General features: G+C 39.8%; 13 protein-coding genes. 7 read left to right on the forward strand and 6 right to left on the reverse strand.

The window, feature by feature from the left end; all coding sequences use genetic code 11:
• Nucleotides 1-151 precede the first annotated feature (151 nt).
• Nucleotides 152-1,624, forward strand: coding sequence for a gluconokinase (locus tag LXL81_RS00495; protein ID WP_234644745.1), 1,473 nt, complete (start codon nt 152-154; stop codon nt 1,622-1,624).
• A gap of 127 nt (nt 1,625-1,751) precedes the next feature.
• On the opposite strand, the gene LXL81_RS00500 is transcribed toward LXL81_RS00495, so the two are convergent.
• The 3 genes from LXL81_RS00500 to LXL81_RS00510 all read right to left on the reverse strand — a co-directional run bounded on the left by LXL81_RS00500 (nt 1,752) and on the right by LXL81_RS00510 (nt 5,892).
• A complete protein-coding gene (locus tag LXL81_RS00500; RefSeq protein ID WP_234644746.1) occupies nt 1,752-2,156 on the reverse strand; it encodes a cytochrome c in 405 nt (134 codons plus the stop codon).
• Between the two features lie 193 nt (nt 2,157-2,349).
• Nucleotides 2,350-3,345 carry an aldo/keto reductase gene (locus LXL81_RS00505; protein ID WP_234644747.1) on the reverse strand — a complete coding sequence of 332 codons (996 nt, stop codon included), beginning with the start codon at nt 3,343-3,345 and terminating at the stop codon, nt 2,350-2,352.
• 258 nt (nt 3,346-3,603) lie between these two features.
• Nucleotides 3,604-5,892 (reverse strand): GH92 family glycosyl hydrolase, encoded by a 2,289-nt coding sequence (locus LXL81_RS00510; RefSeq protein WP_234644748.1) that lies wholly within the window; start codon nt 5,890-5,892, stop codon nt 3,604-3,606.
• A 363-nt stretch (nt 5,893-6,255) separates the two neighbouring features.
• On the opposite strand from LXL81_RS00510, the gene hslU reads away from it, so the two are divergent.
• Nucleotides 6,256-7,656, forward strand: coding sequence for an ATP-dependent protease ATPase subunit HslU (hslU, locus tag LXL81_RS00515; RefSeq protein WP_234644749.1), 1,401 nt, complete (start codon nt 6,256-6,258; stop codon nt 7,654-7,656).
• Nucleotides 7,657-7,732: 76 nt separating this feature from the next.
• Here hslU and LXL81_RS00520 read toward each other — a convergent pair whose 3' ends face one another.
• From LXL81_RS00520 to fmt, 3 genes are all read right to left on the reverse strand, one after another.
• Nucleotides 7,733-8,839, reverse strand: coding sequence for an alpha/beta hydrolase (locus LXL81_RS00520; RefSeq protein WP_234644750.1), 1,107 nt, complete (start codon nt 8,837-8,839; stop codon nt 7,733-7,735).
• A gap of 140 nt (nt 8,840-8,979) precedes the next feature.
• A complete protein-coding gene (locus LXL81_RS00525; RefSeq protein ID WP_234644751.1) occupies nt 8,980-9,471 on the reverse strand; it encodes a dihydrofolate reductase in 492 nt (163 codons plus the stop codon).
• Nucleotides 9,472-9,835: 364 nt separating this feature from the next.
• Complete coding sequence (fmt, locus tag LXL81_RS00530; RefSeq protein WP_234644752.1) at nt 9,836-10,756, reverse strand: methionyl-tRNA formyltransferase; 921 nt, start codon at nt 10,754-10,756, stop codon at nt 9,836-9,838.
• Between the two features lie 236 nt (nt 10,757-10,992).
• Here fmt and greA point away from each other — a divergent pair, with 236 nt between their 5' ends.
• The 5 genes from greA (at nt 10,993) to LXL81_RS00555 (ending at nt 15,541) form a co-directional block, all read left to right on the forward strand.
• The gene (gene greA / locus LXL81_RS00535; protein ID WP_234644753.1) at nt 10,993-11,478 is read left to right on the forward strand and encodes a transcription elongation factor GreA; all 486 of its coding nucleotides are present in this window, start codon (nt 10,993-10,995) and stop codon (nt 11,476-11,478) included.
• A gap of 131 nt (nt 11,479-11,609) precedes the next feature.
• On the forward strand, nt 11,610-11,933 hold the full coding sequence (locus tag LXL81_RS00540; protein ID WP_234644754.1) for a hypothetical protein: 324 nt from the start codon (nt 11,610-11,612) through the stop codon (nt 11,931-11,933).
• 54 nt (nt 11,934-11,987) lie between these two features.
• A complete protein-coding gene (locus LXL81_RS00545; RefSeq protein WP_234644755.1) occupies nt 11,988-13,058 on the forward strand; it encodes a M42 family metallopeptidase in 1,071 nt (356 codons plus the stop codon).
• Nucleotides 13,059-13,174: 116 nt separating this feature from the next.
• Nucleotides 13,175-14,227 carry a PA0069 family radical SAM protein gene (locus LXL81_RS00550; RefSeq protein WP_234644756.1) on the forward strand — a complete coding sequence of 351 codons (1,053 nt, stop codon included), beginning with the start codon at nt 13,175-13,177 and terminating at the stop codon, nt 14,225-14,227.
• A 48-nt stretch (nt 14,228-14,275) separates the two neighbouring features.
• On the forward strand, nt 14,276-15,541 hold the full coding sequence (locus LXL81_RS00555; RefSeq protein WP_234644757.1) for an exo-beta-N-acetylmuramidase NamZ domain-containing protein: 1,266 nt from the start codon (nt 14,276-14,278) through the stop codon (nt 15,539-15,541).
• Nucleotides 15,542-15,800 lie beyond the last annotated feature (259 nt).

Genomic DNA, 15,800 nt, shown 5'->3' on the forward strand with positions numbered 1-15,800 from the left:
AAATAATAAAAATTAGTGAATGCTGATACCTGAAAATGCAGATTACGTCGATTTTTACAGATTTTAAATTATTCGTAGGTAATTCAAAGAACTAAGTGAGAGAATATAATACATTTGTCAGGTTATAAAATTCAATTTACGCTTCATTAGAATGTCATTTATAATTGGTGTTGATATTGGTACAACAAATGTAAAAACCACTGCTTTTGACACAAAAACAGCCGCGATTCTAGCTTCACATAGTGAGGGTTATGAAATGCTTCATCCTCAGCCCGAGTGGAGCGAACAAAATCCGGATGATATTTACAAAGCCGTTTGTCATTCCATCCGGGTTGTCAGTGAAACATGTAAAACTCAGGGAGAAACCTTGGGTGTGTGTTTCAGTACGGCCATGCACAGTATTATGGCATTGGATGAGGATGGATTGCAATTGACAAATCTAATCATATGGGCTGACAACAGAAGTGCTGAAATTGCTGAAAAGCTGCGGGTGTCGAAGGAGGGAAAGAAGATGTACCGTAACAATGGCACACCGATTCACGCAATGACACCGCTTTGTAAGCTGATGTGGCTGAAAGAAAATGAAAAGAAAATTTTCAAAGCCGCAAAAAGATTTATCGGCATTAAGGAGTATATCGTTTACCGTCTCACAGGCAAATTTGTTATTGATTATTCCATCGCTTCGGCAACGGGTTTATTCAACATAAAAGAAAAAAAATGGGACGACTGGACGCTCAAACAAATCGGGTTGGATGAAAGTCATCTATCCGAAGCCGTCTCCCCTTACCATATTGAAAAACTGCCAGCTAATAATGGGTTCAAACTTTCAGCAGGAATTCCTCTGATCATGGGCGCAAGTGATGGTTGTCTGGCAAATCTGGGAAGCGGAGCCATCCTTCCGGGAACAATGGCGATCACGATTGGTACAAGCGGCGCAGCCAGAATCTGCTCGGACGTGCCTTATCTTGACGCTAATATGAGGACATTTTGTTACATACTGGATGAGGATACCTATGTCGTTGGCGGGCCATCTAATAATGGTGCGGTTGTGTTTCAATGGTTAAAAGAGACCTTTTTTGCAGACAGTGATTTTAACCAGGTTTTTGATGAAGCTGCAAAAATCAGTGCTGGTTCGGACGGGCTTTTATTCTATCCTTATCTTTTGGGCGAACGGGCGCCGATATGGAGTTCAGCTGTGCGAGGTGGATTCCTTGGGCTGGATATTCAGCATACCAAACCACATTTTGCCAGATCGGTGATGGAAGGTATTTTGTTGAATCTGTACAGTATCGGGAAGATTTTGCTTGAAACACAAAAAGTGAAAACAATTTATGCCAACGGAGGCTTTGCGCACAGTCCGTTGTGGGTGCAGATGCTTGCGGACGTTTTCGGGATTAAAGTGGCTTTAAATGATACCGTGGATACAGGTACGGTAGGAGCGGCTATGATGGGATTGAAAGCTTTGGGTGTTGTCGATAAGTTGTCGGATCTGCATTATTTTACACCTGTCAGCACGATATTTAAGGTTGATAAAAATGTTCATAAAACGTATGACGAAGTTTATGACAAATTCGGTAAGGCAGCAATTGGGGTATTGACTAATGCAGGAATAGAGGATAATTGATCAATATTTCAACACAAGACCATTTTGCAGGCGTATACCCGAAGGTGGTTTTTATATGACTATCAAATTCAAATGAATGAAAAATCCCGGGCGAAATGACCGGGATCAAAATCCTGAATATTAAAAACTATTTTTTGATTGCCTCTACCATTTTGTCAGTCACCATTTTCTTACCAGAAGAATTGCCCCAGGAATTCAGAATGTAATTCATCACGTCAGCGATCTCAGCATTATCCAGTCCGGGGGATGGCATTTGATTATCAAATTCCAGGTTGTTAACCAGGATTTTACCCTGCAAACCATACTTTATGGCATGCATTGCTTTTTCAGGAGTTTGTGAAAGATAATCCGCTTTGGCCAATGGAGGAAATGTTTGAGGCACACCTTCACCATCGCCCATATGGCAGCTCATACAATTTTCAGCGTAAATACCTTTTCCTCTCGCGATGCTTTTTTCAAGTTCATCATCCTGTTTTGGTAAAACTGCTGAGCAGAAAATAATAAAGGAAAGAAATACAATTAATGGTTTCATCTGAACAATTACATAGATATCAGCAAAAAGGCCTTACCAAATATTCGATAAAGCCTTCTTGATTTTAATTATTTTAAGTCTTGGGCTACTGCGTACAACTTTTTCTGAATTTTCAGGAAAGATGTTTCAGGTGAATCATAGTAATGTCAGAGATAATTAATGTTCTAGGATAAGAACTTCGTGTTTAGTTTACTTACTTCACCAATTCCAACTCATTAAGATTCGCTGTAATAAATTCTATTTCTTCTTTGGTAAGGTCTATGTCCATTGCTTCTGCATTCTGAACCGAATGTTTAGCATCCCGGGCTCCTACCAAAGCAATGGTGATTCCCGGCTGTTCAACCGTCCAGCGAATCACGAGCTGACCCAGTGTTGCCTGTTTTTCATCAGCCAATGGTTTGATCTTATCCAGAAATTCATTTACACGTTTCAGGTTTTCATCCTTATAAAAATAGATTTCTGACCGGTGATCATCTGCTCCGAATTTGTAGCCGGGTTTCATTTTTCCTGTCAATAAACCGCGTTCGAGCGGACTGTATGCCAGAATAGATTTATTTTGTTCAATACAATAAGGCACTGTTTCTTCTTCGATATCGCGTTTTACCATACTATATGGCACCTGATTGGATACGAGGTTGATGTATTTTGCCGCTTCCTTCATCAATTCCGCGTCATAATTACAAACACCGGCATAACGTACTTTCCCTTGTTCGATCAGCATAGAAACTGCTTCCATAGTTTCCTGAATCGGGGTGGTTTTGTCGTTCCAGTGAATTTGGTATAGATCGATGTAATCCGTGCCAAGACGTTTTAAACTGTCTTCACATTCTTTAATAACACTTTCCTTGCCGGCATATTTATAAATGTCGATCTCTTTCCCATCATTGTTCTTGCTATGCATCGCCAGGTCTCCTTTCGCAAGATCCCAACGCATTCCGTACTTTGTCAGGATTTGAACTTTATCTCTGGGAATGTCTTTAATTGCTTCTCCAACTATTTCTTCGCTAAGTCCTTGTCCGTAAATGGGTGCAGTATCAATGGAGGTCACGCCATTGTCATGAGCGGCCTGAATTGCTTTTATCGCTTCACTGCGTTCTGTTCCGCCCCACATCCATCCGCCGGCTGCCCATGCACCAAATGTTACTACCGAAATTTCAAGATCTGAATGTCCAAGTTTTCTATATTTCATAAGAATGTAGATTTGTTTGGTTGTCTTATAAAACAACTATTCCACCGTTATGGGTTACACGGGTTTTTTAGTTTACACAGAGTATCACGGAGATAAAAGGAGGTTACACAGAGTTTTTTTAAATAAAATTATAATGCTCATTGTCTGCGCTTCTTTGTATATAAATAGAATTACAGTAAAAAAGAGGAGCACACAGATTTAATTAAAAAATCTCTGTGCCCCTCTTTTTATCTCTTCCTTCTCTGTGTAACCTAAAAACTACTTAGTAAGCGAGAAAGGCGCGGTTTCTGGTTTGATACCCCAGGCCTTTGAAGGCGCGCTGGCCATATTGAATTGAAGCGTTCCTCCGTTTTGGATATCCTTATGTTCAAGATATGTATTGGCGTAAGGCTTTCCATTCATCGTTGCACCATCCACATACATATTGGCATCACTTGTTTTTGGAGAATCAATAGTGAATTTTTTGCCATCTTCAAGGGTAATAGTAGCTTTTTTGAAAAGCGGCGAACCAATCACATACTGGGTTGTACCTGGTGTTACAGGATAAAATCCTAATGAAGAGAATACATACCAGGCAGAAGTTTGTCCGTTATCTTCATCTCCACAATATCCGTCAGGCGTGGCCTGATACAGTTTTTTCATTACCTGACGCAGCCAGAACTGTGTTTTTGAAGGTGCACCCGCATAGTTGTACAAATAAATCATATGCTGGATCGGCTGATTTCCATGTGCATAATTACCCATATTCATAATCTGCATTTCACGGATTTCATGAATAGGGAAACCGTAATAGCTGTCGTCAAAAATCGGAGGCATTGTAAATACTGAGTCCAGTTTTTGAACAAATGCTTCTCGTCCGCCCATCAAACCAACCAAACCTTTCACATCCTGGAATACCGACCAGGTATAATGAATGCTGTTTCCTTCCGTAAATGCATCACCCCATTTGAACGGATTAAAAGGCGTCTGGAATTTACCATCCTGATTTTTTCCACGCATCCATTTTGTCGAAGGATCGAAAATATTTCTATAATTCTGACTTCTTTTCAAATACAGGTCAATGTCTTTCTGTGGTTTTTTCAATTCTTTTGCCAACTGAGAAATACAAAAATCGGCGTAAGAGTATTCCAATGTACGGGCTGCATTTTCATTGATTTTCACATCATAAGGAACATAACCGAGTTCGTTATAATATTCATGTCCAAAACGCCCAACCGAACTTACCGGACCGGCATTTTCTGTATTTTTAATGATGGCGGTGTATAATTTTTCAATATCATAACCACGGATTCCCTTCATGTAAGAATCTGCAATAAGCGAAGCAGAATTGGACCCGATCATACAATCACGGTGACCAGGACTTGCCCATTCCGGCAAAAATCCACTTTCGTCATAAGCATTGGCCAAACCTTCCATGATATGCGCATTCATGGTCGGATACATCAGCGTGAAGAATGGAAAAACAGCCCGGAAAGTATCCCAGAATCCGTTATCGGTAAACATATATCCCGGACGAACTTCGCCATTATAAGGACTGTAATGCACTACTTTTCCTGCTTTGTCAAATTCGTAAAACTTTCTTGGGAAAAGCAAAACCCGGTATAAACAGGAGTAAAAAGTACGGATCTGATCAATGTTATCACCTTCTACTTTAATACGGGAAAGCTCAGTGTTCCATATATTACGTCCTTTTTCCTGTGTCTGGTCAAAAGTATCTTTGCCAAGTTCTGTTGTTAAATTTCTTTCAGCCTGTTCGTAACTGATGAAAGAAGAGGCAACTTTTAAACCTATTTTTTCACCCGTTTTTGTTTGAAAACGAACAACGGCACCGACGTGATTTGCTTTGATTTCAAGTGTATCTTTTGTGATCTTAAATTTGCTCCATGCAGATGAAAATTTGAAATCTTTATCAAAAATCAAGACAAAATAATTTTTGAAATTCGCAGGAACACCACCGCTGTTTTTGGTGGTATAACCAATAATCTTACGCTCAGAAGGAATCACTTTGACATAAGAACCTCTGTCAAAAGCATCCAGCAAAACATAAGAACTGTCTGATTTTGGGAAGGTAAAGCGGAATTGCGCAGCACGTTCGGTCGGTGCGATCTCCGTAGTTACATCATAATCAGCCAGATATACTTTGTAATAATTTGGTTTGGCCACTTCTGCCTTATGGGAAAACCAGCTTGCACGTTCGTTTTCATCAATCTTCAAAGCACCGGTAACCGGCATGATCGAAAACTGGCCATAATCATTGATCCATGGACTTGGCTGATGCGTTTGTTTGAAGCCGCGGATTTTTTCAGCATCGTACATATAACTCCACCCATCACCCATTTTGCTGGTTTGCGGCATCCAGAAATTCATCCCCCAGGGCATGGCAATGGCAGGATAGGTATTACCGGAAGACAAACTGAATTTTGACTGGGTCCCCATCAGCGGATTTACCAGATCGACCAGATTGGTATTAGTCGGTGCTGTCTGGGCAAAAACAATGGAATGTGTTAAAAGGGTAAAAAAAGCGAAACAGGAGATAATTTTCTTCATGTCAAGGGAAATCCTTTTGAGTTTATGGTAGCAGTAAAACAAAGATAGTGATCACGCGCTAAATCCTTTTAGTTTTCCTTATAGATTGAAATAGCTGGATTGATTTTATCAGGGTTGCCGTTTTCGGAAGGCAATTTACTAAAAAGATTTACGTGGAAAGAACGTCAGGAATTATTTAACTGTGGTATCATTTTTTTAAACTGATATCAACGAAGGAATATATTTGCAAAGAGAATTTTACAGGCTCGCTCGAAAACGTTTAGGCCTTGCAGTATCCCCGCCTTTTTTTACAAGAAATCGGTTTTCTCTTCGTTAAAGCAGACATTTAAGCTTATCTAGTAAAAGTATTTTATAAATCCCACTATGACTGAACACTTGAACCGCCTTACGCCACGACAAATTGTCTTTGAACTGGATCAGTATATAATCGGACAAAATGACGCAAAACGTAATGTTGCCATTGCGCTGCGAAACAGATGGAGGCGAATGAATAGTCCTGAAGATATTCAAAAAGAGATTATACCAAATAATATCCTGATGATAGGAGCGACGGGTGTCGGTAAAACCGAAATCGCGCGTCGTCTGGCAAAAATAGCTGACGCACCTTTTGTAAAAGTGGAGGCTTCCAAGTTTACCGAAGTTGGTTACGTTGGCCGTGATGTTGAAAGCATGGTTCGTGACCTGGTTGAGCAGGCTGTTGGAATGGTCAGGACTCAGAAAAAGGAAGAAGTAAAAATCAAAGCCGAGCAGGCTGTTGAAGATATAATTCTTGACGCGCTGATTCCTCCGATCCATGGAAATAACGCTGTGAAACCTCGCCCGGAAAATACAGAGTCAAACGGAACAATTCCTGAGGATGATAATGAACTGAACCAGCGTACACGTGAACGTTTTCGTGAAAAAATCAGGAATGGTGATTTGGACGAACGAAAAATTGAGATAGAAATCCAGCAGAACCAGTCGCCAAGTGTTGGTATGATCGGTGGAGCGATGGACGATATTTCGATGATGAATATCCAGGAAATGATCGGCAATATGGTACCGCGCCGTGGTAAAAAACGCAAGGTAACTGTTGGAGAAGCCAAAAAACTGCTTTTGGATGAAGAAGCGGGAAAACTGATTGATATGGACGAAGTGAAACTGGAAGCCATTCAAAAAGCAGAAAACCTCGGTATTATTTTTATTGATGAAATTGATAAAGTTGCATCAAGTCGCTCAGGCGGTGGAAGCGGGCCGGACGTTAGCCGTGAAGGTGTACAACGTGACCTTTTGCCGATCGTTGAGGGAAGTGCGGTTAATACCAAACATGGTGTGATTAATACGGATCACATACTTTTCATCGCAGCCGGAGCTTTTCATGTTGCTAAGCCATCCGATCTTATTCCTGAGCTTCAGGGCCGTTTTCCAATTCGTGTGGAATTGAACAGTTTGACAGAAAGCGATTTTTATCAGATACTGAAAACACCGAAAAACGCTTTGACAAAACAATATGAAGCGATGATGGAGGCGGAAGGTGTGGATCTTCAATTTGAAGATGGCGCACTGCGTGAAATGGCGCGGATTGCTTTTGAAGTTAATAGTGAGGTCGAAAATATCGGGGCCCGTCGCTTGCAAACGGTGATGAGTTTGCTTCTGAATGACTTTATGTTTGATATTCCGGATGTGATCGGGCCTGATTCTTCAATCGTGGTTACCGCAGATATGGTGAGCGAAAAATTATCCCATATGGTGAAAAACAGGGATTTGAGCCAGTTTATTTTGTAAATGATTTGAAAAGAAAAATGTCCCTGACCGAAGATTATGGCTTCGGTCAGGGACATTTTCTTTTAACAATAAAATCTTACTCTCCTGAATACAGCCACTTCAAAGCCTTGGGGAATTCTTCTCCCCAGCAGCTTTCTGAATGTGTACCTTTTTCATTTAAGGACGTTTTAATTTTAACACGACTGTAACCAAATCCCTGATTAACAAGTGTTTCTTGCAATTTTTGAATATTCGGGATCATTTCCGAGCCTTCTTTTCCGCCTCCGTACAGATAAATCCGCGTCTCGAAAGGTTCGAAAAAATGGATGGCGTCAAAATATATTTTACGGGAAATCCATAGCGATGGAGAAAAGATCATCAGTCTGCCAAAAATATTCGGATACATTAAAGCAGCATACAAACTCAACAATCCACCGACAGAACTACCCCCCATACCAGTGTTCAGTCGATCTGGTAATGTTCTGTACTTTTCATCAATATGTTTTTTTAATGTCTCGGTAACAAATTTCAAAAAGAGATTTCCAAGACCCTTTCCAAGATTCGGATTGTCGTATGGTGAAAATTCCTGAACACGCTCGTCTCCGCCGTGATCAATGGCTACAATGATCACATTTGCTTTATCTTCTCCGGCAAGTTCGGCAAGTTTCTTATCAATTTCCCAGTTTCCGTAAGGTGAACCTTCACCAAAAAGATTCTGAGCGTCGGTCATATATAAAACTGGATAACGACGGTCGGGCTGCTCATAATAATTGTGAGGCAATAAAACGTGTACGCGCCGTTCTCTTTGTAATTGTGGAATTTCAAACGTCTCGGAAAGCACTTCAACAATCGGCATCATGTCCAATTTTTTCGATTGATCTGTCTGCCATCTGATCACATAATCAGTGATGTTTTTTTCCTCTTCCGTGATAAAACGATTGGCATATGGCTGGCCGTAACGATCCAGCTCTACCTGGTCCCAACCGCCGCGGGTATACTTGTATTCCAGAGGAAATTCAAAATCAATGTCTGCGGGGAACTGAAAGGTGTAACGTCCTGGTGCCACTTTTGTCATCTGATAATCAGTCAGATCCGGCAACCACTTGCAAAAAGGACCTGTTATGAAAATGGGGCGATCGTCTGTATTCGGTGTAGTTAACGTTATAGTTATTGTTTCTTTTAACGTATCTATTTCTTTAAGCATTCTGTTAATAACACTGAGGTCGATATAAGTGTCAAATTTACAGTATTTTTACAACGAATTGTAACGGTATGAACAGATTAACGAATTTCTTCTATCATTCAATAGTATACTTCTATTCTCGCTAATTGCCTGATGATCATTTATTTCCTGATCATATCAACAAAGTCAAAAGAAAACTGATGCTTCTCATCCTGATTGTGATGTGTTCGTTCTGATTCTTTCCACAACTCAGGATTTTCTATTTTAAAAAATGTATCACCCTCAGTTTCAGTATGTACTTCTGTTATATACACGTTATCAGTAATAGGCTGTACCTGATTGTAAATATCTCCACCACCAATTACAAAGGCTTCATTCGTTCCGGTATTTCTTGCTTCTTCAATTGCTTCATTCAATGAGTGTACGACAATAGTACCTTCAAAAGTGAAATTTTGATCGCGTGTTATGATGATGGATTGTCTGCCTGGAAGAGGTTTTCCAATAGATTCGAAGGTTTTTCTACCCATGATCATAGGATGGCCAAGGGTTAGTTTTTTGAACCGTTTAAGATCATCCGGTAGACGCCAGATCAGTTGGTTGTTTAATCCTATTACGCCGTTTTCGGAAACAGCAACGATGATGGAAAGAAGCATTTATTGAAAAAGTAATGATTTATTAGATTGCTTAAAAAACGGGTTGTTGGGTTGTAAAAGGTTTTTTGTTTTGGTTCGCAGTACCCCGGATTTCGGATTTTTATGAATTTGTTTTGTACAAATATTACGGTGCGCTGCACCCTGAATTTCGGATTTTTATGAATTTGTTTGCTACAAATATTTCGGTGCGCTGCACCTTGGATTTTATCACCTATGTTTGATGCAAATACTTCGATAACCTTCTTCGTTTGCAATAGGTGCGGAGCACCGCAATATTTGTAGAGAGATGCAATGGAGGAAAGTAGTTAAAGGTGCAGCGCACCGAAATAAACACACTCAACCAAACAATTCGATCAAACAACAATTACAATTTTGCCCCTCTCAAAAAATCCCCAATTTCCATTTTTTTCTTCCCTTCCAATTGCAAAACCTCAATTGCCAACCAAAAATCCCCAGCCCGGAAATGCAAAAATGTTTTATGGTCCGTTTTAAATTCTCCCGGATTTGCTTCGCTGGAATCTTCTGTAATACCGGTTTTGAAAATTTTGCATGATAAACCATTCAAAATTGTCCATGCTGCCGGATAAGGCGAAAGACCTCTTACAAAATTATGGATTTTTTCAGCTGGTTGCGTCCAGTCAATTTCACAGGTTTCCCTGAAAATTTTTGGAGCCATTTTTATCTCTTTTGACTCATCCTGCGGTTCCTGCGGATAATTTCCATCTTCAATCGCCTGAACTGTTTTAACAACCAGCTTTCCTCCAATGTGCATCAATCTTTCATAAACAGAACCTGCATCATCGTCAGGTGTAATCGGATCTCTTTCCTGGAAAATAATTTTTCCGGTATCAATTTCCTTTTCAATAAAAAAAGTGGTGACACCAGATTCCGTTTCACCATTGATAACAGCCCAGTTAATCGGTGCCGCACCGCGATATTTCGGTAATAAAGAGCCATGTAAATTGAATGTTCCGTATTTTGGCATACTCCATACAATTTCCGGCAACATTCTAAATGCAACGACCACTTGCAAATCTGCATTTAATGACTTTAATTGAGCAATAAACTCAGGATTTTTGAGTTTTTCTGGTTGAAGAACCGGGATTCCCTGTTCTTCTGCATATATTTTGACAGGGGATGACATCTGTTTTTGTCCACGCCCGGCGGGTTTATCTGGCACGGTAATTACAGCAATTACATTAGAATTGCTCTCTACCAGGCTTCTTAAACTTTGGACAGCAAATTCTGGCGTCCCCATAAAAATGATTCTTAATTTATCAGGCATGGATTGTATCTGCTTTTAACAATTTGGTTTGTTACCATTTACAAATATTGCTATTTTTGTCGTTCATATTAAAAAACAATGGAAAAGATAAAAAGATATTGCTGTCGAAAAGCTAAGGTTTTCTAGTCCTCTACTATGGGTTATAACAAACTCTTGTAGGACGGTCTTTGAACCGTTCTTTTTTTTTACCCTAACCACCAATTAAAAATTTAAGGATATTTAAACATAATTAAGTCATGGCTAAAATTTCATACTATACCGAAGAAGGATTAAACAAGCTGAAGAATGAGTTGAATGATATGAAAACCAAAGGCCGCACCGCTATCGCTGCACAAATTGCAGAGGCGCGTGACAAAGGGGATTTGAGTGAAAATGCAGAATATGATGCGGCGAAAGATGCACAGGGAATGCATGAAATGAAAATTGCCAAACTGGAAGAAATCATGTCAAACGCCCGTGTGATCGATGAATCTTCGATTGATAATTCACAGGTTGCAGTGCTTTCCAAAGTGAAGATCAAAAACCGTAAAAACGGCATGGAAGTTACTTATACGCTTGTTTCCGAAGAAGAAGCTGATTTAAAAACCGGGAAAATTTCTGTTGGATCACCAATCGGAAAAGGTCTTTTAGGTAAAAAAGTAGGTGAAACAACCGAAATTAAAGTACCAGCCGGCATGATGGAATTTGAAGTTCTGGATATCAGCCGTTTCAGCGAATCCTGATTTTAGATAAACCGGATTAAGATCTGTTTATTAAATAATATAAAAAGAAGAATGTTGAATTGCTGAATGTTTATTCATTCACTAATTCAACATTTTTTGTTTAACATTGGGTGAAGATAAACAAGACCAATATGAAATTTAGAGGATATCTGCTGACATTTTCATTCCTCTGGGTGGATGGTATGGCTATTTTTCCTTTCATATTTTCAAAGTCAAAGATGCCTGGAAAAGTGCTTTTGTATCATGAAACTATTCATTTAAAACAGCAGCTTGAAATGGGTTTGCTGCCATTTTACATTTGGTATTTCCTGGAATACCTGATCCGTCTCTTTCAATATAAAAATCATTACCTGGCTTATCTTAATATTTCTTTTGAGCGCGAAGCCTATGCAAATGAACGCGAATTTGAATATCTTGTGGACCGGAAATTCTGGGCATTTTTGAAGTACTTATGACAGAAAATGTGACCCGATAAATACAAAGTGACAACAAATTTCAATTAAATTAGTATGACTGAAGAAAGTAAATCATTTTTATACAAATACCTGAACAATGCTTCCCCAACAGGTTTCGAAGCCTCGGGACAGCAAATATGGCTGGATTATATCAAGCCTTATATTGAAGAACAAATTATCGATGTATACGGAACGGCTGTGGGGGTGATCGGCGGCGGGCAGGATTACAAGGTTGTCATCGAAGCCCATTCCGACGAAATTTCCTGGTTTGTGAATTACATCTCAGATGACGGATATATTCACGTGCGCAGAAATGGCGGGTCGGATGCGGCTATTGCGCCTTCTATGCGTGTTAACTTACATACGGCTAAGGGTGTGGTAAAAGGCGTTTTTGGCTGGCCGGCCATTCATGTACGTGATACTGCCAAAGATCAGGTGCCAAAGGTGCATGAGCTTTTTATAGACGTTGGTGCTGCGAAAAAAGATGAAGTGCTCGAAATGGGAATCCATGTGGGAACGGTTGTAACTTTTGTTGACGGTCTGGATGAACTGAATGATAAATTTTACGTTGGCCGTGCTTTGGACAACCGCATGGGTGGTTTTATGATAGCAGAGGTTGCAAGAATGCTGCACGAAAACAATATTCAGCTCCCATTTACGCTTTACATCGTCAATGCAGTTCAGGAAGAGATCGGCTTGCGTGGTGCAGAAATGATTTCACGCAGATTGAAACCGGATCTTGCGATTTGTACGGATGTGACCCACGATACGCAGTCGCCTATGTATAACAAAAAAGAGCAGGGTGATTTGAAATGTGGAAACGGGCCTGTGATTTGTTACGGACCGGCGGTTCAGAATAATGTGCGCGATTTATTGATCAACGTTGCGGAAGAAAAAAGTATCCCATTCCAACGCCAGGCAGTCAGCCGTTCAACAGGAACAGACACGGATGCTTTTGCCTATTCGACAGAAGGAATTGCGTCTGCGCTGATTTCGCTTCCGTTGAAATATATGCATACAACCGTTGAAATGGTACATAAGGATGACGTTCAGAATGTAATTCAACTCATGTACGATGTGCTTCTTTCTTTGAAAGGCAATGAAGATTTCAGGTATATAAAATAATATTGAATTAAGACAACACGCAGTGGGAAAGGGAATAGCGTAATAAAAAACCTATTCTCTTTCCTTTTATTTAGCTGGCAGATATAAAGGCTGATAACTATTTTACACTTCATCAAATGGACAATCGGGCGAGAGGCAGGGGAGCCGGCATTAATACTGATAATAAATTTCGAAAGCAGGAAATTGAATATACTTCCGAAGACTGGCAAAATTGGGAAGAGCCTGAAACGAATGTTAAAACATTATTTATTGAGGAGATCTCTAAATCTATCCTGAGCAAATCGGATAGTCCGGATCTGCGGAATTTTAATTCTATCAATCCTTACAGGGGTTGTGAACATGGCTGTATCTATTGTTATGCACGCAATTCTCACGAATACTGGGGATTTTCGGCAGGGTTGGATTTTGAAACAAAAATTGTCGTAAAAAAGAATGCACCTCAGTTGCTTGAAAAGTTATTAAATTCAAAAAGCTGGGAGCCGCAGACAATATTCTTTTCGGGAAATACGGATTGTTATCAGCCTGCTGAAAAGAGATATGAGCTGACACGTCAGATGCTTGAAATTTGTCTGAAATACAGAAATCCTGTCAGCATACTTACCAAAAATGCGTTGATTCTACGGGATCTTGATATTCTTGAAAAGCTGGCGAAATTAAATCTTGTCCACGGAGCGGTTTCAATTACCACTTTGAATGAAGATTTGAGAGGGAAACTTGAACCTAGAACAGTAACAGCAAAACGTCGTTTGCAGGTTTTAAAAACATTGCACGAAGCTGGCATTCAGATGGGCGTCATGACAGCACCAATAATCCCGGGCTTAACCGACCATGAAATTCCTTCCATTATCCAGGCAGCGGCAGATGCAGGTGCAGTTTGGGCAGGTTATACAGTCGTGAGATTAAACGGAGCAATAGGCGAAATTTTTGTGGAATGGATCAATCACCATTTTCCCGATAAAGCTGCCAAAGTTTTAAATCAGATAAAGGAATGTCATGGAGGTCAGGTCAACGATTCTCGTTATGGTCTTCGCATGAGTGGTGAAGGCAAATTCGCTGAAAACATCAGACAGTTGCATGATTTTGCCTGTCGTAAATATTTTGCAGGCAGAGAAACAAAAGAGCTTGATACTTCGCTGTTCATAAGAGGCGGACAGATGAAATTGTTTTGAAACATTTATTTTTATACAAAGTCAGAATAACTCCTAAATCCATATGCAATGAAAAAAATAATTCTGGGCCTGAGTTTATTAGCTTCATTTGGAGCCGTAACGACAAGTTGCGCCAGCAGTTCCGGGACTAAAAGTCCATTTCTGTCTGTTATTGATTCTCTCGAAAATCGTTCTCCGTTGGTTGCAAAAACAGTGATTACCGGAGCGGATCAAACATCAGAATATCTGAAATATCTGAAAGGGAAAAGGATTGCCATGGTTGTTAATCAGACTTCCATTATAGGCAAAACACCCAGTGTGGACAGTCTATTGGCTCTTGGAATAAACATTGTCAGAATTTTTGGTCCTGAACACGGGTTTCGGGGAAATGCCAGTAATGGTGCAAAAGTGAGCGATGAAACGGATCCGAAAACAGGTATTTCAGTAGTTTCGCTCTATGGAAAATATAAAAAACCAAGTAAGGAACACCTTGCTGATATTGATCTGGTAATCTTTGATATACAGGACGTTGGGTGCCGGTTTTATACCTACATCAACACATTGGATCATGTGATGGAATCCTGTGCTGAAAATGGCAGGGAACTCATGATTTTAGATCGTCCGAACCCGAATGGTTACGTTGTTGACGGTCCGATTCTGGAAGATCATTTGCATTCGGGAATCGGTATGCACAAAATTCCGATCACACACGGAATGACCATGGGAGAATTTGCCCAAATGCTTAATGGAGAAAAATGGCTTCCCGGCCAATTGCAGTGTAAACTGAAAATCATTAAAGTAGCTAATTACGATCATGACACGCCCTATGATTTACCTGTTTTTCCATCACCAAACCTGAACAGCAATCAGTCAATCCTGCTGTATCCAAGCATTTGTCCTTTTGAAGGAACCATTGTGAGCCAGGGGCGTGGAACTTATATGCCATTTACTGTACTGGGGGCTCCGCTGTTGAAAGGAAAATACGAATTTTCGTTCGTGCCAAAAAGTATTCAGGGTATGAGCGAAACTCCGCTGCATCAAAATCAGGAATGTTATGGCCTGGATTTAAGAAAATACGACGTTGCATCTTTAAGAAAAAGTAAACAGATCAATTTGAAATGGTTAATTGAAATGTACAAAGCTTATCCCGACAAGGAGAAATTTTTCGATATGTCCCAGAGTAAGCAAATGGGTAATTTTGATAAATTGGCAGGAACTGAAAATCTAAAAAGACAGATCATTGCAGGTACCAGCGAAGCTGAAATAAGAAAAAGCTGGGAGCCCGGACTTACAGAATATAAAAATATGCGGAAGAAATATTTGTTGTATCCATAAGAAATCTTATATTATAATAACAAAAAACCCCTGAGGCATAGTCTAAGGGGTTTTTAAATTTACTCAACGAGATTAGATATTATTTTGTCAGATATCGGAACATCTATATAATTAAAGTGAGAAATATTTGCAGGCGTATATGCCATTTTCGCTATTTACGTTTTCTTATCACTTTTAGATCACTTGGATTAAAATTTATTTGAAATATTTTTCTATTTTTCGTATATGTCTGAAAATCAGACTTTTAAATCTTTATTAT

The organism is Dyadobacter sp. CY356 (assembly GCF_021440195.1).
Taxonomy (GTDB): Bacteria; Bacteroidota; Bacteroidia; order Cytophagales; family Spirosomataceae; genus Dyadobacter.

Coding starts and splice junctions, on each gene's coding strand:
- LXL81_RS00495 (WP_234644745.1), top strand. CDS start 152: ATGTCATTTATAATTGGTGTTGATATTGGTACAACAAATGTAAAAACC.
- LXL81_RS00500 (WP_234644746.1), bottom strand. CDS start 2,156: ATGAAACCATTAATTGTATTTCTTTCCTTTATTATTTTCTGCTCAGCA.
- LXL81_RS00505 (WP_234644747.1), bottom strand. CDS start 3,345: ATGAAATATAGAAAACTTGGACATTCAGATCTTGAAATTTCGGTAGTA.
- LXL81_RS00510 (WP_234644748.1), bottom strand. CDS start 5,892: ATGAAGAAAATTATCTCCTGTTTCGCTTTTTTTACCCTTTTAACACAT.
- hslU (WP_234644749.1), top strand. CDS start 6,256: ATGACTGAACACTTGAACCGCCTTACGCCACGACAAATTGTCTTTGAA.
- LXL81_RS00520 (WP_234644750.1), bottom strand. CDS start 8,839: ATGCTTAAAGAAATAGATACGTTAAAAGAAACAATAACTATAACGTTA.
- LXL81_RS00525 (WP_234644751.1), bottom strand. CDS start 9,471: ATGCTTCTTTCCATCATCGTTGCTGTTTCCGAAAACGGCGTAATAGGA.
- fmt (WP_234644752.1), bottom strand. CDS start 10,756: ATGCCTGATAAATTAAGAATCATTTTTATGGGGACGCCAGAATTTGCT.
- greA (WP_234644753.1), top strand. CDS start 10,993: ATGGCTAAAATTTCATACTATACCGAAGAAGGATTAAACAAGCTGAAG.
- LXL81_RS00540 (WP_234644754.1), top strand. CDS start 11,610: ATGAAATTTAGAGGATATCTGCTGACATTTTCATTCCTCTGGGTGGAT.
- LXL81_RS00545 (WP_234644755.1), top strand. CDS start 11,988: ATGACTGAAGAAAGTAAATCATTTTTATACAAATACCTGAACAATGCT.
- LXL81_RS00550 (WP_234644756.1), top strand. CDS start 13,175: ATGGACAATCGGGCGAGAGGCAGGGGAGCCGGCATTAATACTGATAAT.
- LXL81_RS00555 (WP_234644757.1), top strand. CDS start 14,276: ATGAAAAAAATAATTCTGGGCCTGAGTTTATTAGCTTCATTTGGAGCC.